Source organism: Bradyrhizobium sp. AT1 (genome assembly GCF_001590795.1).
Lineage (GTDB): Bacteria > Pseudomonadota > Alphaproteobacteria > Rhizobiales > Xanthobacteraceae > Bradyrhizobium.
In genome coordinates, this window is the sequence record NZ_JXDL01000001.1 from 6,642,750 (window position 1) to 6,662,997 (window position 20,248).

The 20,248-nt window shown below is 64.5% G+C and carries 15 protein-coding genes, 1 other RNA gene and 1 pseudogene; 12 read left to right on the forward strand and 5 right to left on the reverse strand.

The features are described 5' to 3' along the window. From SE92_RS30845 to SE92_RS30865, 5 genes and pseudogenes are all read left to right on the forward strand, one after another. Positions 1–239, forward strand: a pseudogene (locus SE92_RS30845) (HlyD family secretion protein); the annotation flags it as partial. A 33-nt stretch (positions 240–272) separates the two neighbouring features. Then, entirely contained in the window at positions 273–1,859 is a 1,587-nt protein-coding gene (locus tag SE92_RS30850; protein ID WP_063202058.1) for a DHA2 family efflux MFS transporter permease subunit, read from the forward strand. 394 nt (positions 1,860–2,253) lie between these two features. After that, positions 2,254–4,053 carry an ABC transporter ATP-binding protein gene (locus tag SE92_RS30855; RefSeq protein ID WP_063202062.1) on the forward strand — a complete coding sequence of 600 codons (1,800 nt, stop codon included), beginning with the start codon at positions 2,254–2,256 and terminating at the stop codon, positions 4,051–4,053. 67 nt (positions 4,054–4,120) lie between these two features. Then, complete coding sequence (locus SE92_RS30860) at positions 4,121–5,527, forward strand: MATE family efflux transporter (protein ID WP_063202065.1); 1,407 nt, start codon at positions 4,121–4,123, stop codon at positions 5,525–5,527. A gap of 66 nt (positions 5,528–5,593) precedes the next feature. Further along, positions 5,594–6,868 (forward strand): O-antigen ligase family protein, encoded by a 1,275-nt coding sequence (locus tag SE92_RS30865; protein WP_063202068.1) that lies wholly within the window; start codon positions 5,594–5,596, stop codon positions 6,866–6,868. Here the strand turns inward: SE92_RS30865 and SE92_RS30870 are convergent. After that, the gene (locus tag SE92_RS30870; protein WP_063202074.1) at positions 6,865–7,608 is read right to left on the reverse strand and encodes a sulfite exporter TauE/SafE family protein; all 744 of its coding nucleotides are present in this window, start codon (positions 7,606–7,608) and stop codon (positions 6,865–6,867) included. The two genes, SE92_RS30865 and SE92_RS30870, sit on opposite strands and share 4 nt — an antisense overlap. A gap of 226 nt (positions 7,609–7,834) precedes the next feature. On the opposite strand from SE92_RS30870, the gene SE92_RS30875 reads away from it, so the two are divergent. Then, positions 7,835–8,095 (forward strand): hypothetical protein, encoded by a 261-nt coding sequence (locus SE92_RS30875; RefSeq protein ID WP_063202077.1) that lies wholly within the window; start codon positions 7,835–7,837, stop codon positions 8,093–8,095. Positions 8,096–8,154: 59 nt separating this feature from the next. Here the strand turns inward: SE92_RS30875 and SE92_RS30880 are convergent, their stop codons facing one another. Both SE92_RS30880 and SE92_RS30885 read right to left on the reverse strand, forming a co-directional pair. Beyond that, positions 8,155–11,178, reverse strand: a complete 3,024-nt coding sequence (locus SE92_RS30880) for a TIR domain-containing protein (RefSeq protein ID WP_063202079.1) — start codon at positions 11,176–11,178, stop codon at positions 8,155–8,157. A 148-nt stretch (positions 11,179–11,326) separates the two neighbouring features. Continuing rightward, positions 11,327–12,697 (reverse strand): aminotransferase-like domain-containing protein, encoded by a 1,371-nt coding sequence (locus SE92_RS30885; protein ID WP_063202081.1) that lies wholly within the window; start codon positions 12,695–12,697, stop codon positions 11,327–11,329. Between the two features lie 79 nt (positions 12,698–12,776). Here SE92_RS30885 and SE92_RS30890 point away from each other — a divergent pair, with 79 nt between their 5' ends. Then, positions 12,777–13,202: a DUF983 domain-containing protein gene (locus tag SE92_RS30890; protein WP_063202084.1), complete on the forward strand. Its 426-nt coding sequence runs from the start codon at positions 12,777–12,779 to the stop codon at positions 13,200–13,202. 182 nt (positions 13,203–13,384) lie between these two features. Here SE92_RS30890 and rnpB read toward each other — a convergent pair. Continuing rightward, positions 13,385–13,863, reverse strand: an RNA gene (rnpB, locus tag SE92_RS30895) — RNase P RNA component class A. A gap of 150 nt (positions 13,864–14,013) precedes the next feature. On the opposite strand from rnpB, the gene SE92_RS30900 reads away from it, so the two are divergent. Further along, on the forward strand, positions 14,014–14,367 hold the full coding sequence (locus tag SE92_RS30900) for a YciI family protein (protein WP_063203853.1): 354 nt from the start codon (positions 14,014–14,016) through the stop codon (positions 14,365–14,367). A 19-nt stretch (positions 14,368–14,386) separates the two neighbouring features. Further along, positions 14,387–15,619, forward strand: a complete 1,233-nt coding sequence (locus SE92_RS30905) for an RNA polymerase sigma factor (RefSeq protein ID WP_063202088.1) — start codon at positions 14,387–14,389, stop codon at positions 15,617–15,619. Positions 15,620–15,768: 149 nt separating this feature from the next. On the opposite strand, the gene SE92_RS30910 is transcribed toward SE92_RS30905, so the two are convergent. Next, the gene (locus SE92_RS30910) at positions 15,769–16,551 is read right to left on the reverse strand and encodes an N-acetylmuramoyl-L-alanine amidase (protein WP_063202091.1); all 783 of its coding nucleotides are present in this window, start codon (positions 16,549–16,551) and stop codon (positions 15,769–15,771) included. A 554-nt stretch (positions 16,552–17,105) separates the two neighbouring features. Here SE92_RS30910 and rsmH point away from each other — a divergent pair. The 3 genes from rsmH to SE92_RS30925 are packed head-to-tail and all read left to right on the forward strand — an operon-like array spanning position 17,106 to position 20,230. Continuing rightward, complete coding sequence (rsmH, locus tag SE92_RS30915) at positions 17,106–18,095, forward strand: 16S rRNA (cytosine(1402)-N(4))-methyltransferase RsmH (protein ID WP_063203854.1); 990 nt, start codon at positions 17,106–17,108, stop codon at positions 18,093–18,095. Between the two features lie 3 nt (positions 18,096–18,098). Beyond that, positions 18,099–18,491 (forward strand): cell division protein FtsL, encoded by a 393-nt coding sequence (gene ftsL, locus SE92_RS30920; protein ID WP_063202093.1) that lies wholly within the window; start codon positions 18,099–18,101, stop codon positions 18,489–18,491. Further along, complete coding sequence (locus SE92_RS30925; RefSeq protein ID WP_063202096.1) at positions 18,488–20,230, forward strand: peptidoglycan D,D-transpeptidase FtsI family protein; 1,743 nt, start codon at positions 18,488–18,490, stop codon at positions 20,228–20,230. Before ftsL ends, SE92_RS30925 begins: the two co-directional genes overlap by 4 nt. Positions 20,231–20,248 lie beyond the last annotated feature (18 nt).

Here is a 20,248-nt window from a genome sequence, read left to right on the forward strand (position 1 = left end):
GCATCGCGGCGGGTGCGGGCTCGGTGTTCACGCTGCTGCCGCCCGACAACGCCACCGGCAATTTCACCAAGATCGTGCAGCGCGTGCCGGTCCGCATCCGCGTGCCGAAGTCGGTGGCGAAGCAGAACCTGCTCCGTGCCGGCATGTCGGTCTACGCGACCGTCGACACCAACAAGGGCGCGGCCGACGCCGACAGCGAGGTCGATCTCGACGATTCCACCGCGATCCACCCGCAGTAAATCGCGATCCCAGCGCTGCGAGGTCGGACGACCATGGCCAACGCCACCACCGCTTCACCTGCCATGATGGCGGACCCCGCTTCGGAGCGCATCGCGCCGAAGCGGCTGTTCGCGTTCATCATCATGGTGTTCGGGATGTTCATGTCGATCCTGGACATCCAGATCGTCTCGGCGTCCTTGAGCGAAATCCAGGCCGGGTTGTCGGCAAGCTCGAGCGAAGTCTCCTGGGTTCAGACCGCCTACCTGATCGCGGAGGTCATCGCCATTCCGCTGTCGGGATTTTTGTCGCGCGCCTTCGGCACGCGGCTGCTGTTCGCGATCTCGGCGGCCGGCTTCACCGCCTCGAGCCTGCTCTGCGGCTTTGCCACCACCATCGAGGAGATGATCCTGTGGCGCGCGCTGCAGGGCTTCCTCGGCGCCGGCATGATCCCGACGGTGTTCGCCTCCGCCTATACCGTGTTCCCGCGCTCGAAATTCCACATCGTCGGCCCCATCATCGGGCTGGTCGCGACGCTCGCTCCCACGATCGGGCCGACGGTCGGTGGCTACATCACCGACCTGATGTCGTGGAACTGGCTGTTCTTCATCAATGTCGTGCCCGGCATCGGCATCACCGTCGGCGTGCTGGCACTGGTCGATTTCGACGAGCCGCATTTCGAGCTGCTCGACCGCTTCGACTGGTGGGGCCTGTTGTTCATGGCCGGGTTCCTCGGCACGCTGGAGTACGTGCTGGAAGAGGGCCCGCAATATGAATGGCTGCAGGACACGTCCGTGGCGATCTGCGCTTGGATCTGCGCCATCTCGGCGATCGCCTTCTTCTGGCGCGTGTTCACGGCGGCCGAGCCGATCGTCAATCTACGCACCTTCTCCAACCGCAATTTCGCGATCGGCTGCGTCCTGCAGTTCTGCATCGGCATCGGCCTTTACGGCCTGACCTACATCTATCCGCGCTATCTCGCCGAGGTGCGCGGCTACAGCGCGCTGATGATCGGCGAGACCATGTTCGTCTCCGGCATCACCATGTTCCTGGTCGCGCCGCTGGTCGGCCGGCTCATGGTCAAGCTCGACATGCGCTACATGATCGCGTTCGGTCTCGTCGTGTTCGCGATCGGCTCTTACCAGATGACCTGGATCACGCGCGACTACGATTTCTACGAGCTGTTGGTGCCGCAGATCCTGCGCGGCGTCGGCATGATGTTTGCGATGGTGCCGACCAACAACATCGCGCTCGGCACGCTGGCGCCCGACAAGGTGAAGAACGCGAGCGGCGTCTTCAACCTGATGCGCAATCTCGGCGGCGCGCTCGGCCTTGCCGTCATCAACACCGTGCTCAACGACCGCACCGACTTGCACATCACGCGCCTGCAGGAGCGCGTGACCTGGGGCAATGCGACCGCCACCGAAACCCTGAGCATGTTCATGCAGAAGTTTCAGGGTCTTGGCGATGCCACGCTGATGGCCATGAAGCAGCTTTCCCAGCTGGTTCATCGCCAAGCCGTGGTGATGAGCTTTGGCGATGCCTTCTTCATCCTGACGCTGTTCTATCTCGCTCTCAGCTTCCTTGTGGTGCTGCTAAACAAGCCGCCGTCGCCGTTCGGTGCGGGTGGCGACGCGCATTAGCGCTGGGTTCGCCGAGGTCGCTTACGCCGGCTGAGGATCGAAGCGGCGGCACCAAATTGCAACACTCATCCGTGATCTCGCGGATGGCCCGTTGCAATGCGGGGGTGACACATCTATAAAGCGCACCTCATTCATTCGAACCCGGGAGAGATTTGCATGATTTCATCGCATTCGCAGATCGTACGCCCGCGCTCGATGATCGCCTGGTTCGGGATGTACGCGGCCTGCTAGAGGCCTCTTCCGCCAGCTTCGATTGGGCCAGGGTTTCGACCCGGCGTCCCGATCGCTCCACTTCCCAAAGTCAAGATTAGTCTCAAGTGACGCCATCTCGGCCCCTCGCGGCCGGCTTGCGTCCATCGATGGAGCCGGCCCGCGTGAGCGGCCGGATGATGTCATGACCGCTCTGTCCAAGAAACCCGCCGCCATTCGCGTGGTGCTGCCCTTCGTGTTCCGGCACTGGCTGAAGCAGCCGGGGCGAGGCCTTGTCGTGGCCGGCGGCCTATTGGGTGCGACCGTCGCCGACCTGTTCATGCCGGTGTTTTCGGGACATCTGGTCGATGCGTTGACGCGCGGTTCGTCCGATCCCGACGCGCGCCACGCGGCGCTGGTGGCTTTCGGCGCCATCGTGGCGCTGGGCGCGGCCTCGATGGTGCTGCGGCTGGTCGGCCTTCAGGCGATCGTGCCGTTCACGCTGAAGATCATGTCCGACGTCGCGCAGGACGCGTTCACGCGCGTGCAGCGCTTCTCGACCGACTGGCACGCGAACTCCTTTGCCGGCTCCACCGTGCGCAAGATCACGCGCGGCATGTGGGCGCTCGACCTGCTCAACGACACCATCCTGATGGCGCTGGCGCCCTCGCTGCTGGTGCTGGTCGGCTCGATGATCCTGATCGGCGTGCACTGGGCCCCGCTTGGCCTCGTGATCGCGATCGGGGCGATCTTCTACGTCGCCATCACGGTCGTGTTCTCGACGCGTTACATCGCGCCGGCCGCGCGTGTCTCCAATGCATGGGACACCAAGGTCGGCGGCACGCTGGCGGACGCGCTGACCTGCAACGCCGTGGTCAAGTCGTTCGGCGGGGAAGGACGCGAGGACGGGCGGCTTGCCCGCGTCATCAATCGCTGGCGCGTGCGCGTGCGGCGGACCTGGTATCGCTACAATTACACGGCCATGTCGCAGCTTTCCCTGCTGCTGTGCCTGCGCGCCTCCGTGATCGGCGGCTCGGTGCTGCTGTGGATGTCCGGGCATGCCTCGCCCGGCGACGTCACCTATGTGCTGACGAGCTATTACGTCATCCACGCCTATTTGCGCGACGTCGGCATGCACATCAACAACCTGCAGCGCTCGGTCAACGACATGGACGAATTGGTGGCGATCCACGACGAGCCGATCGGCATTGCGGATGCGTCCGATGCGCGGCCGATCGCGATCGAGGGCGGCGAGATCGTGTTCGACGACGTCACGTTCCACTATGGCGGCCATCGCACGCCGCTCTACGACGGGCTGTCGGTGACGATCCGGGCCGGGGAACGTGTCGGTCTCGTCGGACGCTCCGGATCGGGCAAGACGACCTTCGTCAAGCTGGTGCAGCGGCTCTACGACGTCAGCGGCGGTCGCGTGCTGATCGACGGACAGGACATCGCGCAGGCCACGCAGCAATCGCTGCGCAGTCAGATCGCGATCGTGCAGCAGGAGCCGATCCTGTTTCACCGCTCGCTCGCCGAGAACATCGCCTATGGCCGGCCCGGCGCCAGCCTGGAGGCGATCGAGCAGGCGGCGCGGCTGGCGAATGCGCACGACTTCATCCTGCGCCTGCCGAAGGGCTACGGCACGCTGGTCGGCGAGCGCGGCGTGAAACTGTCGGGTGGCGAGCGGCAGCGCGTGGCGCTGGCGCGCGCGTTCCTGGCGGACGCGCCGGTGCTGATCCTGGACGAGGCGACCTCGAGCCTCGATTCGGAATCGGAGGCGCTGATCCAGCAGGCGATGGAGCGGCTGATGAAGGGCCGCACCTCGATCGTGATCGCGCATCGGCTGTCGACGGTGCGCAGCCTCGATCGGATCCTGGTGTTCGACCGCGGCGAAATCGTCGAGCAGGGCACCCATGCCACGCTCGCGAGCAAGCCAGGCGGCATCTATCGCGGCCTGTTCGAGCGCCAGGTGGTTGAGCTCGGGCATATCGCGGCGGCGGAATGAGGCGCGGGGCAGCGGGGCGAAGGTCCCGCTGCCCCGCCGCCAGGGAACGCGTCAAGGATGGAACGAGATGAAAGACCTGACGAACGGCTCCATCGTGAGACACATCCTGGCGATGACGCCGCCGATCATGGCCGGCATGATCTCGATCATGATCTGCCAGCTGGTCGATCTGTATTTTGTTTCGGGATTAGGCGATGCCGCCGTCGCGGGTGTCGCCGCGGCCGGCAACGCCGGCTTTCTCGTCAACGCATTGATGCAGGTGCTCGGCGTCGGCACGGTGGCGCTGATCGCGCATGCCGTTGGACGTAAGGATCGGGCGGACGCCAATCTGATCTTCAACCAGGCCGTCGCACTGTCGGTGCTGTTCGCCCTGTTGACCCTGGTCGCAGGAGCGGTGCTGTCGCGCTTCTATATGCGTTCGATCGCCGCAGACCCGGCCACAATTGAGGCGGGAACCGTTTATCTGCTGTGGTTCATGCCGGCGCTCGCTTTGGAATTCGTCCTGCAAGTGATTGCATCCGCGCTGCGCGCGACCGGCATCGTGCGACCTGCCATGTTGGTGCGGGTCGTCGCGGTCGTCATCAACATCGCCCTGGCCCCAGTGCTGATCTCGGGCCGGGGCACCGGCTACCCGCTCGGCGTCGCGGGTGCGGGGCTGGCGAGCTCGATCGCGGTCGCCATCGGTGGCCTGATGCTGCTTGCCTATTTCCGCAAGGTCGAGCGCTACGTCGCCTTCAATCCGGCGCAGTGGCGTCCGCAGCCGCGCCATGTGAAGCGCATCCTCAATGTCGGACTGCCGGCCGGCGGCGAGTTCGCGATGATGTTCATCTTCATGGCGGTGGTCTACTACGTGCTGCGCGATTTCGGCGCGGCGGCGCAGGCGGGTTTCGGCATCGGACAGCGCGTCCTCGCCTTGATCCAGATGCCGGGGCTTGCGGTTGCGCTCGCGGCCGGGCCGATCGCCGGCCAGAATGTCGGTGCCGCAAACGGCGCGCGCGTGCGCGAAACCTTCGTCCAGGCGGCGTTGATCGCCACCGTCGTGATGATCGGCTTCATGTGCGTGGCGCAGCTCAAGCCTGAGCTTTTGCTTGCCGGATTCTCCAACGACCGGGAGACGATGGAGGTCGCCTTCCTGTTCTTGCGGATCATCTCGCTCAACATGGTGGCGCAGGGCTTGATCTTCACCTGCTCGAGCATGTTTCAGGGGCTCGGCAATACCAAGCCGGTGCTTGTGAGCTCGGCGACGCGCGTGCTCACCTACTCGCTGCCAGCGATCTGGCTCTCGACGCGGCCGGGCTTCCGCATGGAATATGTCTGGTACCTGTCGGTCGCCGCGACCACGTTCCAGGCCGGCTTGAGCCTATGGTTGCTGCACCGCGAGTTCGGGAAGTGCCTGCCGCCGATTCGGCAAGCGGAGGCTCCGGCGCAGGCCGGGGTTGATGCCGTGACGCCTCCCGCGCGTGCGCCGGTGTAGCGGTGCTTGTGACCTGCCCGCGGCCCTGGCAAATTTGCTGCGTCGTGGGGCGGCCAAAGGGACGCGATGACCGGGGTGTCGAACGAACAGCAGGCGGCGTCATGGCTCTCGACGATCTGGGCGGCGCGCTATCGCACGCCGGCCCGCTTCGTGGCACTGATCGCACTGCTGCTGCCGTGGACCACGACCGGGCTGACCTTCGCGCTCATACCCTGGCTGATCGCGTTCGCATTCGTCGATCTCCGCGCGTTTCCGCGTTCGCTGCTTCGTCCGATCTGCCTGTTGCCGATCGCGCTGGTCGCGCTCGCCGCCGTTGGTACGTTGTGGTCGGATGCGCCGTGGCCGGAGCGAATCCATGCGATCGGGCCGGCGGCGAAGCTGCTGGTCATTCCGCTCCTGATCTACCAGTTCGAGCGCTGGCCCTACGGTCATTGGGTGTTTTCCGCTTTCCTGGTGTCCTGCACGGCCTTGATGCTCTATTCCTTTGCCGTCGCCATCGACCCGGCGCTGTCGCTGAAGCTCTATCTGTCGCGCGGGCCTTACAGGGTCGAAAGCGGGATCGCGGTGCGCAACTATATCGACCAGAGCCAGGAATTCGCGCTCTGTGCGCTCGCGCTGGTCTATCCGGTCGTGTCGTTGCTGCGACAAGGTCGCTCCGGCAGTGCCGCGCTGTTCGCGGGACTGGCGCTCGGTTTCCTCGCCAATATGATGTTCGTCGTGGTCTCGCGCACGGCGCTGGTGACGCTGCCCGTTCTTGTGATGGTGTTCGCGCTGCTGCATCTGCGCCTGCGTACGGCACTGCTCGCCGCCGGCGCGATGGCAGCGCTGGCCGTGCTGCTTTTTGGCGTGTCGCCACCTCTGCGGATGACGGTTGCGAAGTTTCAGGCCGACTATGAGCTGAGCGTGCAGGATAGTCAGATCAGTGGCATGGGGTCACGTCTGGAATATTGGCGGAAGTCGTTTCGCTTCATCGCCGATGCGCCGCTGATCGGCCATGGCACAGGCTCGATCCGCGGCCTGTTCGCAAGCGTGGCTGCCGATGCGGAGACGGATCCGCTGCGCGGCGAGATCGTCGGCAACCCGCACAATCAGACCCTCAGCGTCGCCGTGCAGTGGGGCGTGGTTGGGGTCCTGATTCTCTACGCGCTCTGGTTCGCGCATCTCTCGCTGTTTCGCGGTGAGGGGCTCGCCTCTTGGATAGGCCTGCTTGTCGTGGTGCAGAACATGCTGACCTCGCTGCTCAACACCCATCTGTTCGACTTCACGCCGGGATGGATCTACGTGCTCGGCGTCGGTGTCGCCGGCGGCATGGTGCTGGCGGCGAAGCGAATGCAGGGCTAGAGCGCGCTGAGACTGTTCCAGACCAGCGTCAGGCCCGACAGGAACAGCAGGCCGAGCACGACATCGCCAAAATGCTTGTCGTTGAGGGCGTGATAGACGCGTGCGCCGGCCCACGCGCCGATCAGCGTGCCTGGAAACGCGACCATCGCGAGCCACACCACTTTCAACTCGACGAGACCCGATGCGGTCTGCAGCAGCAACGCGGTCGCGAGCACCGTGAAATTGAAGAGCTGAAAGATGCCGCGCCGCTCGTGCTTGCTCCAGCCGCGGATGTTGGCCCACAGAATCGGCAGCGGACCTGACAGACCGGCGAGGCCGCCGAGAATGCCGCCGGCGAAGCCGATCGCGCCGTCGGCGATTCGGCCGCCGAACTTGATCGCGAGCGGCCGCTTGTTCAGATACATCGCGCTCGAAAAGATCAGAATGAGAACGCCGACGCTCAGCTTGAACACTTTTGGATCGGCCGAGGCGATCAGCATGGTTCCAAGCGGCACGCCGATTAGCCCGCCGATCAGGAACGGCCAGACCAGCGAGAGATCGAAGCTCTTCCACATCGACGGCAGCGTCGAGGTCTGCGCGATCACCGAGCAGATCAGCACCAGCGGCACCGCGAGCGAGGGCGGCAACACATAGAGCCAAATGCCGAGCGCCATCAGCGCCGTGCCGAACCCGGCCAGCCCCGAGACGAAGCCGCCGGCCAATGCGCCGAGCGGCAGCAGGACGTAGGTGAGCGTTTCCAACAGATGTCCTCTTCCCCGGGGCGATCCCGAACTGTTGACCGCCGTCGCTCGCATAGCACGCTTGCTGCCGTTCAGGTCAATCCACGCTGCACGCAGGCGTGATCTGCGGCATCGGGCTTTTGCGGAAGACGCGCCTACATGACGGTCGTACTTCGATCCTCGGGCCGCCTGAAATGATCTTCCGCTCGGATCGATCGGTCCCGAATGCGATGATGGAAAAATAACCATGACCCGCGCCAAGATTGCCGTTGCAGCCGCGCTGCTGGCGGCAGCGTTGATGCCGACAATGGCCCAGGCGCAGTTTTCAGAGCCTGCGGCCTATCAGGCCGCTCATCCCGACCGCGATGTCCTGAACGGCGGCCAGCTCACGCCCGCAGCGCGGGCGGCGCGCGGGCTGCAGGCAGGCTCGAGCGATGCCTTTGCATCGCAGGGAGTTCCGACGGATGCAGCGCCGCTCGCTCACCGCCGTCGCCATCGCCAGCATTAGCAGGACGTTGTGCCTGACAGATCCGGTACACGTGCGGGATGGTGGCGTCTGCTTTGCCCTCAAGGGCGAGCACCGTGCTGGGAACGCCAGATTTGAATCGGTAGTCGTGTCCAATAGTCGAGCGATAGCGGACCGCGGCGAAGGCATGGGTTGCGCGCTATTGGATCATTCTTGTCGATACCGCGCAGGATCGGATCTTCGAGCTCGGCATCGGTGAATTCCTGGGCCGAGCCGATCAGCTTCTCGGCACAGACCCGCTCGCGTAGATCGTCTCCGCGGACGAATGCTGCCCACGTAACGTCCGAAATGCGAACGGTGCCGTTGCTATATACCGTTGCCAGGCGCTTGCCGTCGTGGATGAAATAGGCGCCTACGACGTCCATGAGTTGGCTGGTGAGCGGCGCGATCTCCTTCGCGCTCTCGACGTCCCAGATGCGGGTGATTCCATCATTTGTTATCACTCGCTTGCCGTCAGGGGTGAAAGCGGCGCTCTTCACGAATGTGATGTGGCCTTTGAGTAGGGCGATTTGCGAGCCGCTCCTGCTGTCCCAGATGCGGGCGGTTGAATCCCGAGACGTCGTGACAACACGTACGCCGTCATCGCTGAAGGCGGCGCTCGTGATTAGTTCGGAGTGACCCACGAGGTGAGCAGCATCTTTGCCGCTGTCAACGTTCCAGACGATGGCGTCTTCGTCTGATGTCGTCACCACACGCTTGCCGTCGAGGCTGAAGGCGGCGCTCCACATCCTGTGCTTGCCAGGGAGGCGTGTGATTTCGTTGCTGCTGTCTACGTTCCAGACGCGAGCGGTTCCGTCGTGAGATGCTGTCAGCACCTGCTTGCCGTCGGGGCCGAAGCTTGTCGTCATCACGGCCTTGTCGTGGCCGCGGAGGCGCCCGACTTCCTTCCCGCTATTCGTGTTCCAGATGCGAACGGTAGGCTCGTCAGCCGCCGTGACAACGAGCTTGCCGTTGGGGCTGAAAGCGGCGCTCCTTACCGTCGCCGCGTCATGAAATTTGAGAAGAACGACTTCTTTGTCGTCGTCGACGTTCCAGATTTGGGGATCACGGTCGTTCCACGTTGTCACAACTCGCTTGCCGTCGGGGCTAAAAGCGGCGCCCCATAGAACTCCAGCATCAACGTTATGGTCGATCTCTTTGCTACTATCCACAACCCAAACGCGGGCGGTATGGTCATATGATGCTGTCGCCACGCGCTTGCCGTCTGGGCTGAAGCTGGCCCGCAGCAGCGGTTCGGTATGACCCCTAAGCTTGGCAAATTCCCTGCCGCTGTTGGCGTCCCAAATGCGAGCGGTCTGGTCAGCAGACGTCGTTAAAACGTACTTTCCGTCCGGGCTAAAACTGCCAAGAAGCACATTTCCCGTGTGGCCGTTGAGCCGAGCGACCTCTCTACCGCTTTTGACGTCCCATACGACAGCCAGGTTGTTGTAATATGTCGTCACCACGCGGTTGCCATCGGGGCTGAAATCGGCGCTCGTTATCCCCCCGTTGGATCCGCCGATCAGGGCGATTTCCTTGCCGCTGTTGGTGTCCCAGATGCGGGCGGTACCGTCGTAGGCCCTCGTCACCAAGCGGTTGCCGTCGCGGCTGAAAGAGGCGCTCTGTACCGGATCGGTGTGGCCGTAGAGCTGCATGATCTCCTTGCCGCTACCGACGTCCCAGATGCGGGTGTCCGCGAAGGACGTAGTCGCCACACGCTTGCCGTCGCGACTGAAAGTAGCGCTTGTTACCTTGTAATGTTCCAGCCGGACAGTCTCGTTGCTGTCCACGTTCCAGACGTGGGCTGCATCGTCGCCGTAAGAGGCCGTTAGCACGTGCGTTCCAGCGGGGCTGAACTCGGCGCTCACAATTCTTGCAGAGTTCTGCAGCTTACGCTGAGCAATCTTCAAACCGCTATCGGCGTCCCAGATGCGGATGAGGTTGTCAGCCGCCGTGATCACGTACTTGCCATCGGGACTGAAGGCGGCGATTTCTACCCGTCCGTCGTGTTTGAGCAGGCCAATTTCCTTGCCGCTGTCGATGTTCCAGATGCGAGCCGTGCCGTCGCGAGACCCTGTCACCACGCGCTTGCCGTCGGCGCTGAAGTCAACGGTTGATACCGCCGCGCTATGACCTTTGAAGAGGCGATGGAGCGACGACAATTGCGCGCCGCCCGCGAGTTTTCCTTCCAGTTCGGTTGAAAAAGGTGTCAACCAAGTGATATCGCCGCGTGCTCGATAGGCCGACAATGCATATCGCATGGCACGATCAAACTGTTCGTCCTTCATGGCGTCGGTGGCGCGCGCCGTAAATACATTGATCTCGCGTTCGGCCACGTCGTAACCTTTCCAGGTGACGTAGGCGACCATAGCCAGCGATAGTGCGGCGATGCTCCAGAGCAGTCTTGCCGCCCTTCGCTGCTGCCGCGCCGTTGCTGCTAGTTGCGCGCGTGCATCCTTGAGCCGCGCTCCTTCCGCGTCCTCACTCGCGGCAATGAACATCCGCTGCGCATCGGTGACAGCGGGCGCGAATTCGCTGCGTTTGGTAATCCAGAGCTTTGCGGAATCGAGGTCGTCGCCACGGAGGAGCAGAAATTCTGGTTGCTTACGCGTTCCCCACCGTGTCGCAAGTTCACCAAGTCGCGTGTGCTCTCTGATCCAGTCGAGATCAAGGCGCAGCGCCTCTGCCAATTCCGTAATCGACCGCGTGAGCGCTCGGCCGGTATCGAATCGCACGAAATTCCGGCGGCGCAGTGTTTCGGGAATCTCGCTCTCGGGCACAGGCTTGTGTACGACCGGCAGTAACCGCTTGGATAGTTGAAGCGCGCGCTCGACCTCCCAATTGCAGCGCTCTGACTTGACTGCCTCGGGCGTGATCACAAAGACAACTGTATCGGACTGCTCGATCAGCCCCCCGAGCCGATCTTCCCATAGCTCGCCGGCCTTGATGTCGTGGCGGTCAATGAACGGTGCGAAGCCCGCAAGCTCGAGCCCGGCCACCAATTCGTCGGCGAAATCGGCGGCGTCCCGACGGGAATAGGAAATGAAGACCTTGAGTTTGTCTCCGGCGATCGGGACATCGACCATTGGGCATAGCCGTACAGTAGCGGAAGCCGGCACAGTAGGTCATTGTTCGCGGCATATTCAAGGGTGGTTCGCCGTTGCGCAGAGCTCACATACGACATGCCCGGTCGGGTTATGGTCCGCCTACATCCCGAATTTGTGGGTGCAAACCCTAGACGATCTGTCTGGTGCCGGCGGGCTTGTGCAGCGCGCCGATCAGGATGCGCAGCGCTTCCGTCAATTCCGATCTGTTCCGGGCCGCCCCCAGCGAGACGCGCGCAGCATGCGGCGGTATCCCATCGACGGTGAAGGCATCGCCGGCGACGATCGCAAGTCCATTCCGCAGAAGATCTGCGGCGACATCGGGCCGGCTCTCGGGCAGCCGCAGCCACAGATGGTGCGCGGCGGGCTTGGCCAGGAACTGGAATCCTTTCAGCGTGCGTTGCGCGAGCTGTTGCCGTCCAACCGCCTCGTTGCGGATTGCGGTGATGATGCGGTCGGCAATGCCGCTCTCGATCCAATGCGTCACCAGCGCGACCATCAGCGGCGCCGGCATCTGCACGGTCGCTTGCAGGAAGGTGCGCATCTGTCGCTGCGCGTCGCCGTCCGGCGTCACCAGATAGGCAACGCGCAGCGCCGGCGCGATGCATTTCGACAGCGTGGTCGCAAGGTAGGTCCGCTCCGGAATGAGGTTCGCGATTGGCGATGCCGAGCGGTCGAGCAGGCCGTAGGCGTCGTCCTCGATCAAGACGGTATCGGTATCGCGAATGATTTTTGCGATGGCATTGCGCCGTTCGGGAGAGAGCGTCGCGGTGGTCGGATTGTGCAGCGTCGGGATGAGATAGACGGCCTTCGGCTTGTGCGTGCGGCAGGCCTTCGCCAGCGCATCGGGCAGGATGCCGCAATCATCCATGGCGACACCGACGAGCTTGATGTCGAGCCGCACTGCTGCAGCCTTGATGCCGGGGAAGGTGAGGGCTTCGGTCAGCACGACATCACCGGGCTTCGCAAGGTGAGCGAGCAGGTTGAACAAGATCGTCTGCGCGCCGGGAAAGATCACGAGCCTATCGGCCTGCACGTGCGGCACCCGAGCGCGCATCCAGCGCGCGGCGACCTCGCGCTCATGTGCGCTGCCGCCGGGCGGCTGATAGTTGAGATATGCCGTCAGGCCCGATTGCACGCGAATGGAGTCCATTCCGGCGATGATGCGCTCGTCGAGCTGTGCGTCCAGCGGATGCGGCGGCACGTTCATCGACAGATCGATCGCGACGGGATGCGGCAGGTCGACCGCGCGTCGCGCGCTGGTCTCCGACACGAACGAGCCCTGTCCGACGCGGGCTTCCATGATGCCGCGGCGCCGAGCCTCGGTATAAGCGCGCGTCACCGTGGTGAGGTCGATGCCGAGCGCTTTTGCGAGTGCGCGCTGTGTCGGCAGCTGTTGGCCTCGCACCAGCCGGCCGGCGGCGATGTCGGCTTCCATGGCCTCGACGATGCGCTGGTAACGCGGGCCCGAGAGCTCCGAGATTGTAGGAGTCCAATCCATGCAATTTAGGCCCATATCCTTTGAATGTATGGATGCATGATAATATTGTATGGATCGTTGGAAAGGAAGAGGTGTGGTCATGGCGATCTCTCTGGCGAAGGCGATGTGGCGCGGCTTCCGCGGCAAATGCCCAAATTGCGGGGAAGGGCACATGTTCGGCCGCTTCCTGAAAGTGACGGAGGCTTGCGACCATTGCGGCGAGGAGCTGTTTCATCAGCGCGCGGACGACTTTCCGGCCTATCTCGTCATGGTCGTGGTCGGCCATCTCGTGGTGCCGGCGATCCTCGCGGTCGAGACGGCCTATGCGCCGGCGGTCTGGCTGCAACTGGCGGTGTGGTTGCCGGTGACGCTGTTCGCATCGCTGGCATTGTTGCAGCCGACCAAAGGCGCGATCGTCGGGCTGCAGTGGCAGATCGGCATGCACGGCTTCGAAGCCGCCAAGCTACGGCGCGCGGCGGGCGAGCTTGTGCCCGTGCTGGTGCAGGCGGACAAGCGCGCAGCATAATTCTCGCTGTCATTCCGGGGCTCGCGAAGCGAGAGCCCGGAATCCATTCCTCGACCAACATTGCCGCCCGATGGATTCCGGGCTCGTGCTGCGCACGCCCCGGAATGACAGCGGTGGAATGGCTGCGCGTCAGCCCAAATGGTGAGGGGCCCGGCGCAGTCACGCCGAACCCCTCGTTGCAAGATATCAGCCGGCCTGTAAGCCGGGTTCTGTAAGGCACCGCCCGCTTGCGCGAACGATACGTGACGGCCATTCCTCTGGGACCATGTTTGCACATGGCCTCGAGCAACCTACCCGGACGGCGGGCCTGACATCGCCCCGCGGCGTTATCGCTCAAAGCGAACAGCCCGCTACGCCGTCCCTATTCGGTTTTGCTCCCGGTGGGGTTTGCCATGCCGGCTCCGTTGCCGGACCCGCGGTGCGCTCTTACCGCACCTTTTCACCCTTACCTGCCTACGCAGCTTGCGCTGCTACGGCACGGCAGGCCCGAGGGCTTGTCGCGCCGAAGCCCAAAGGGCGAAGGCTGGCGGTTCGTTCTCTGTGGCACTTTCCCTGGGGTCGCCCCCGCCGGACGTTATCCGGCACCGCATGTCAAGGGAGCCCGGACTTTCCTCCCCGGCGGCCTTTCGGCGCTTGCCGGAGCGGCCGTCCGGCCGACTGACCGGTAACGCATGGGGCATTTGTGACGGTTCCGTCAAGCCGAGATCGCCGCGCACGCTGTCTCGAAAGTAATTTATCCTGAAGATGTCGTTTGGAGCGTGCCCCGTTCGACTGGGTGTCGGCGACAGAGCCGGACAACAGGAGTGAAGCGATGCAATATCTGCTGATGATCTACCAGAACGAGGTCGAGTACGCGAAGATTGACACGGGCACCAGCCAGAAGATGTCGGCGGAGTATGAGGCCTTTACGCAATCCATCATCCGGAACGGCAATTTCAAGGCCGGCGATCGGCTCCGCCCGACCACGACCGCGACAACCGTGCGCGTGCGCGACGGCAAGACGCTGACGACCGACGGTCCGTTCGCGGAAACGCGCGAGCAGCTCGGCGGCTACTATCTGATCGAGGCCAAGGATCTCGACGCTGCGATCGAGATCGCGGCGCGAATTCCGAGCGCGCGCCTCGGGTCGATCGAGGTGCGGCCGATCTGGGTCTACGACAGGTGACGGCCGAGCTGCGCGTCGCATGACCCCTTCCGAGATCGAAAAGATCTTCCGCGACGAGGCGGGGCGGGCGCTTGCCACGCTGATCCGCCTCGTCGGCGATTTCGATCTCGCCGAGGACGCGCTGCAGGACGCCTTTGCGGTCGCGCTCGAACGCTGGTCGGCAGGCGCACTGCCCGACAATCCGCGCGCCTGGCTGGTCAATGTCGCCAGGCACAAGGCGATCGACCGTGTCAGGCGCCAGGCGGTCTTCCGCGGCAAGCAGCAGGCGCTGGTGCACGAGCTCGAGCTGAACGCGCTAGTCGCCGACGAGCCAGCCTCGATACTCGACGACGACATGCTGCGGCTGATCTTCACCTGCTGCCATCCCGCCTTCGCAGCCGAGGTCCAGGTCGCGCTGACGCTGCGCACGGTCTGCGGACTGTCGACCGCCCAGGTCGCCCGCGCTTTCCTCATCGGAGAGGAGGCGATGGCGCAGCGTCTGGTCCGTGCCAAGCAGAAGATCAGGCTCGCCGGTATCCCCTACGAAGTGCCCGAGCGCGACGCGCTCGCGCCGCGGCTCGATGGCGTGCTCGCGGTGATCTACCTCGTCTTCACCGAGGGCTATGTCGCAACCGCTGGCGCGGATCTGATGCGGCCCGATCTTGCCGCTGAGGCGATCCGGCTCGGCCGCCTGCTCGACCGGCTGATGCCGGATCGCGCTGGTATCAAAGGCCTGTTGGCCCTGATGCTGCTGCACGATGCGCGCCGCGCCGGACGCGAGACCGCGGCCGGCGATATCGTGCTACTGGAGGAGCAGGACCGCACGCTGTGGGATCGCGCGCAGATCGAGGAGGGCCTGTGCCTGGTCGACGATGCGCTGCGCGTGCCCGGCCGGCCGCAAGCCTATGCCGTGCAGGCCGCGATTGCCGCGCTGCATGCGCGCGCGCCGAGCTTTGCGCAGACCGACTGGCCGCAGATCGCCGGGCTCTACGAGGTGTTGCTGCGCATTGGTTCCTCTCCGGTGATCGAGCTCAACCACGCCGCCGCGCTGTCGATGGTCGATGGACCGGGGCGTGCGCTCGATCTCGTCGATGCGATCAGCGCGCGCGGCGGGCTCCGCGGCTACGAGCTGCTGCCCGCGGTGCGCGCGGATCTGTTGCGGCGAATGGGTCGCAACGACGACGCGCGCGCAGCGTATCAGGCAGCGACTGCAGCGACACAGCTGGAGCCGTTGCGGCGACTCTATGCGCGACGGATGAGGGAGATGGAGTAGGGCTCTCGTGCCCCGGACGCAGCGCAGCGTCACTTCGACGATGCGCTGCAGAGCCGGGGCCCATCTCGCTGCGGACCGTGTCGCCAACTGGATCCCGGCTCGCGCTTCGCGCGTCCGGGACACGAGAGTGAACTATGTGGCCGTCGCCGTCACTTCGATGCCACCGTCGTCCCCTCCGCCGGCAGGCTCGCCAGTAGCGCCTGCAAGGTCGACAGTGTCGAGTGGTCCGCGACCCCGTCGAGCCGTGCCGGCCGGAAATGGCGCTGGAAGGCGGTGACGACTTCCATGGTCGCGGCGTCGTATTTGCCTGATAGCGGCACGCCGTAGCCATATTTGGCAAGGGCCTGCTGCATGCTCAGCACCTCGTCGCTGATGGTGCCGAGCATCAGGCTCTCGCCGCGCACGACAGGGGCGGGCGTGACCCAGTGACCGACACCGGAATTGGCCAGCGAGTGCCACGGAAACTTTTCGCCGGGGTCCTTCTTGCGCGCGGGCGCGACGTCGGAATGGCCGAGTACCCGATGGGTCGGCACCTTGCGGCGGAGCATGATGCCGCGGCACAGCGCGATCACGGCGGCGATCTGGCGCAGCGGAAACTCGGGATAGCCCCAGTCATGGCCGCGATTGACGATCTCGATGCCGATCGAGCAGGAATTGATGTCGTCCTCTCCGGCCCAGGACGAGACGCCGGCGTGCCAGGCGCGCCTGGTCTCCGGCACGCATTGCACGATGCGGCCGTCCTCCAGCACGACGTAATGCGCCGAGACTTCGGTGCCGGCCGTGCACAGCCGGGCCAGCGCACCCTCGACATCGGGCATGCCGGTGTAGTGCAGCACGATCATGTCGGGCTGCCGTCCCTTGTTGCGCTCGCCATGGTTCGGCGAGGGGATGATGTCGGAGACGATCGAGGAGTCAGGCTCGAACGTCCGCATATTCGCCGCGGCCTTGGGAACCGGGAGAACGCGTTGACGCTTCGAATCAGATCCAGACGGTGTGGAAGAACCGGACGGCGGCATAGACAAACCAAGTCGAACGAGAATGGGCCAAGCCCTTCTCTTTACTATTCCTTTACCCTCGACCGCGCGCAATCGCGCCGCGCGGTTAACGGATGCATTTTGGCGATGTGTGTGGATGAAGCACCACCGACGCTGCACCTTTTCGACTTGTCACGAGCCGATCAACGCTTTCTTAACGCTAAGGGCCGTTACTGAGGGATGAAGAGCCGACCCGCGTCCGGAGGCGGCCAAAGCGTATTTTGGCTCGAAATCCCATGGCTGCCCGACAAATTCCACTGGCAACACTGGGTTTGCAGCCCGGGACGACCGGGCTCGGTAACCATGCTGGACGGGGGCTTTGTCGTGGAACCGCCGCGACGCGGAATGATTCGAGGCGTTATGGGCTTGTTCGTCCCCGATCTCGCTTGGACGTCAGGCTGCACCGTCGGCAGGCTTTGGGTCACAACGCCTTCGGTCACAAGGGCTGGCGCATGAGCTCGGCTGCGCACATTCCCGTTCTCGGCCGCGAGGCCCTCGATCATCTCGCCCCGCATGCAGGCGGGATCTATATCGATGCCACCTTCGGCGCCGGCGGCTACAGCCGCGCGATTCTCGACGTGCCGGGAACCCGGCTCATTGCCATTGATCGCGACCACACCGCCATCGCCGGGGGCGCCGAGCTGGTCGAACGCTCCGCAGGCCGGCTGACGCTGGTCGAGGACCGCTTCTCCAATCTTGCCGAGGTCTGCGCCGCGCAAGGTGTCGACGCCGTGGATGGCGTCGTGATGGACGTCGGCGTGTCCTCGATGCAGCTCGACCAGGCCGGCCGGGGCTTCTCCTTCCGCCTCGACGGTCCGCTCGACATGCGGATGGGGCAGTCGGGTCCGACCGCGGCCGACGTGGTCGCGCATGCCTCGGAAGGCGATCTCGCCGACATCATCTATCAGCTCGGCGAGGAGCGGCAGTCGCGTCGCATCGCCCGCGCCATCGTCGCCGACCGGCAGGAGACGCCGTTCACGACCACGCGCGTGCTCGCCGATCTCATCGGCAGGATCGTGCGCTCGAAGCCCGGCGACATCCATCCGGCGACGCGGACGTTCCAGGCGCTGCGCATCTTCGTCAACGAAGAGCTCGAGGAACTTCAGACCGCGCTGGCGGCAGCCGAGCGCGTGCTCAAGCCCGGCGGCCGCCTCGTCGTGGTCTCGTTCCATTCGCTGGAAGACCGCATCGTCAAGAATTTCCTCGCCGAGCGTTCGAAGACGGGCGGAGGCTCGCGGCATCTCCCGGAGGTGGCGCAGACCCCGCCGAGCTTCCAGCTGCTGACGCGGCGGCCAGTGGTCGCCGGTGAAGAGGAAGTCGCGCACAATCCACGTGCGCGTTCCGCAAAACTGCGTGCGGCCGAGCGCACTTCGGCGCCGGCGCATCGTGATGACGAGCAATCGTCCTGGCCAAGACTCTCCGACGTGATGAGGGGTGGCTAGCGCATGCGTATCATCCACCTCCTCGTCATCGGCGCGCTGATCTTCGCGGCGGCCTATGTCTACCGGATCAAGATGGACTCCACGGCGCGCACCGAGAAGGTGCTGCGGCTGCATGCGGAGATCCGCGAGCAGCGCGACGCGATCGCTTCGCTGCGCTCCGAATGGGCCAAGCTCGATGCGCCGCTGCGCCTGCAGGGCCTGTCCGACCGGCACCTGCAGCTCAAGCCGGTCAACGGCACGCAATACGACTCGCTGAAGAACCTGCCGGAGCGTCCGCCGCGGATGTTCAGGCCGGGCGAGCCAGACCCGATCGGGGCCATGCTCAACACCATCGAAGCCGCAAGCGATCCAGACACCGTGACGGGCTCCGTGCCTCAGCCCGAGGACAAGCAATGAGCGCTGCGACGCCTGCAAAACCCACCGAACCCTGGCGCCAGCGGCTGATCCGCAGCCTGCTGTACGGGCGCAACGTCGACCGCGCCGCGAAGGCGCGCGCGCGCGTCGGCCTCGCCATGCTCGCCTTCGCCTCGGTCTACGCGCTGATCGGCGGCCGACTCGTGATGTTCGCGATCGGCGCCGATGCCCATGGCGCGCGCCGCGCCGCGGCGCAGGAAGTGGTGGCGACCGCGCGTCCCGACATCGTCGACCGCAACGGCGCCATCCTCGCGACCGACGTCAAGGCGGCGAGCCTGTTCGGCGAGCCGCGCCGCATTATCGACAAGGACGAGGCGATCGAGCTTCTCACCGCGACCGTGCCCGACCTCGACGAGGCCGAGGTGCGCGAGCGCCTGCGGACGCGCAAGGGCTTCGTCTGGCTCAAGCGCGAGGTCACCGCGCAGCAGCAGCAGGCCATCCACAAGCTCGGCATTCCCGGCATCGGCTTCCTGCGCGAGAACAAGCGCGTCTATCCCACCGGCAACGAGGTCGCCCACCTCATCGGTCTCGTCAACATCGACAACCAGGGCATCGCCGGCATGGAGAAATGGCTCGACAATCAGGGCCTCGCCGATCTCCACCGCGCCGGATTTGCCACCGACCGGTTGCAAAAGCCGATCGAGCTTTCGATCGACCTGCGCGTCGAGCACGCGCTGCGCGACGAGCTGTTGAAGGCCAAGGAGAAGTACCATGCCAAGGCGGCCTCCGGCATCGTTTCGAACGTCAAGACCGGCGAACTCGTGGCGATGGTTTCCTTGCCTGATTTCGATCCCAACAATCCAAAGGAAGCGCACGACCCCGACCGCATCAACCGCCTGACCACCGGCGTCTACGAGATGGGCTCGACCTTCAAGGCGTTCACGCTGGCGATGGCGCTCGATTCCGGCAAGATCAATCTGAACTCGTCGTGGGATGCGCGCGGAAACCTGCACTACGGCAAGTTCACCATCCACGACAGCCACTCGCTCGGACGTTTCATCAACACCAAGGAAGTGTTCACCTACTCGTCCAACATCGGCGCCGCGCGGATCGCGCTGAGCCAGGGCGTGGAGGCCCACAAGGCGTTCCTCGCCAAGATGGGCCAATTGACGCGGCTGCGCACCGAGCTGCCGGAGAGCGCGGCGCCGCTGGTGCCGCGCCGCTGGGGCGAACTGAACACGGTCACCATCGCGTTCGGCCAGGGCATGTCGGTAGCGCCGCTGCAGGCGGTGATGGGCATCAACGCGCTCGTGAACGGCGGCTATCTGATCCCGCCGACCTTCATGAAGCGCAGCGAATCCGAAGCCGCAGCGATCGCCAAGCGCGTGATCAAGACGGAGACCAGCGACAAGATGCGGTTCCTGATGCGGCTCAACGCCGAGATCGGCACCGCCAAGTCGGCTGACGTCAAGGGCTACTATGTCGGCGGCAAGACCGGCACGTCCGAAAAGGTCATCAACGGCCGCTATGCCAAGAAGCGCGTGCTCAACTCCTTCACGGCGATCATGCCTTGCGACGATCCCAAGTATCAGATCCTGATCATGCTGGACGAGCCGCAGGCGATTCCCGAAACGAAGGGTTTCATCACATCGGGCTGGAACACGGTGCCGACCGGCGGCAAGGTGATCGAGCGGATCGCGCCGCTTCTGGGCGTCGAGCCGCGGTTCGACCTGCCGCCTGCGGAGCGCCTTATTCTTGCAGCATCCAGGACAACCCAGTAATCAACGGGGTAGGCTTTT

Bases quoted from the DNA above. Each gene is read 5' to 3' on its own strand.
- SE92_RS30880 (WP_063202079.1), bottom strand. From the start codon at position 11,178: ATGGTCGATGTCCCGATCGCCGGAGACAAACTCAAGGTCTTCATTTCC.
- SE92_RS30910 (WP_063202091.1), bottom strand. From the start codon at position 16,551: ATGCGGACGTTCGAGCCTGACTCCTCGATCGTCTCCGACATCATCCCC.
- SE92_RS30885 (WP_063202081.1), bottom strand. From the start codon at position 12,697: ATGGATTGGACTCCTACAATCTCGGAGCTCTCGGGCCCGCGTTACCAG.
- rsmH (WP_063203854.1), top strand. From the start codon at position 17,106: ATGAGCTCGGCTGCGCACATTCCCGTTCTCGGCCGCGAGGCCCTCGAT.
- SE92_RS30855 (WP_063202062.1), top strand. From the start codon at position 2,254: ATGACCGCTCTGTCCAAGAAACCCGCCGCCATTCGCGTGGTGCTGCCC.
- SE92_RS30900 (WP_063203853.1), top strand. From the start codon at position 14,014: ATGCAATATCTGCTGATGATCTACCAGAACGAGGTCGAGTACGCGAAG.
- SE92_RS30925 (WP_063202096.1), top strand. From the start codon at position 18,488: ATGAGCGCTGCGACGCCTGCAAAACCCACCGAACCCTGGCGCCAGCGG.
- SE92_RS30865 (WP_063202068.1), top strand. From the start codon at position 5,594: ATGACCGGGGTGTCGAACGAACAGCAGGCGGCGTCATGGCTCTCGACG.
- SE92_RS30875 (WP_063202077.1), top strand. From the start codon at position 7,835: ATGACCCGCGCCAAGATTGCCGTTGCAGCCGCGCTGCTGGCGGCAGCG.
- SE92_RS30860 (WP_063202065.1), top strand. From the start codon at position 4,121: ATGAAAGACCTGACGAACGGCTCCATCGTGAGACACATCCTGGCGATG.
- SE92_RS30890 (WP_063202084.1), top strand. From the start codon at position 12,777: ATGGCGATCTCTCTGGCGAAGGCGATGTGGCGCGGCTTCCGCGGCAAA.
- ftsL (WP_063202093.1), top strand. From the start codon at position 18,099: ATGCGTATCATCCACCTCCTCGTCATCGGCGCGCTGATCTTCGCGGCG.
- SE92_RS30905 (WP_063202088.1), top strand. From the start codon at position 14,387: ATGACCCCTTCCGAGATCGAAAAGATCTTCCGCGACGAGGCGGGGCGG.
- SE92_RS30850 (WP_063202058.1), top strand. From the start codon at position 273: ATGGCCAACGCCACCACCGCTTCACCTGCCATGATGGCGGACCCCGCT.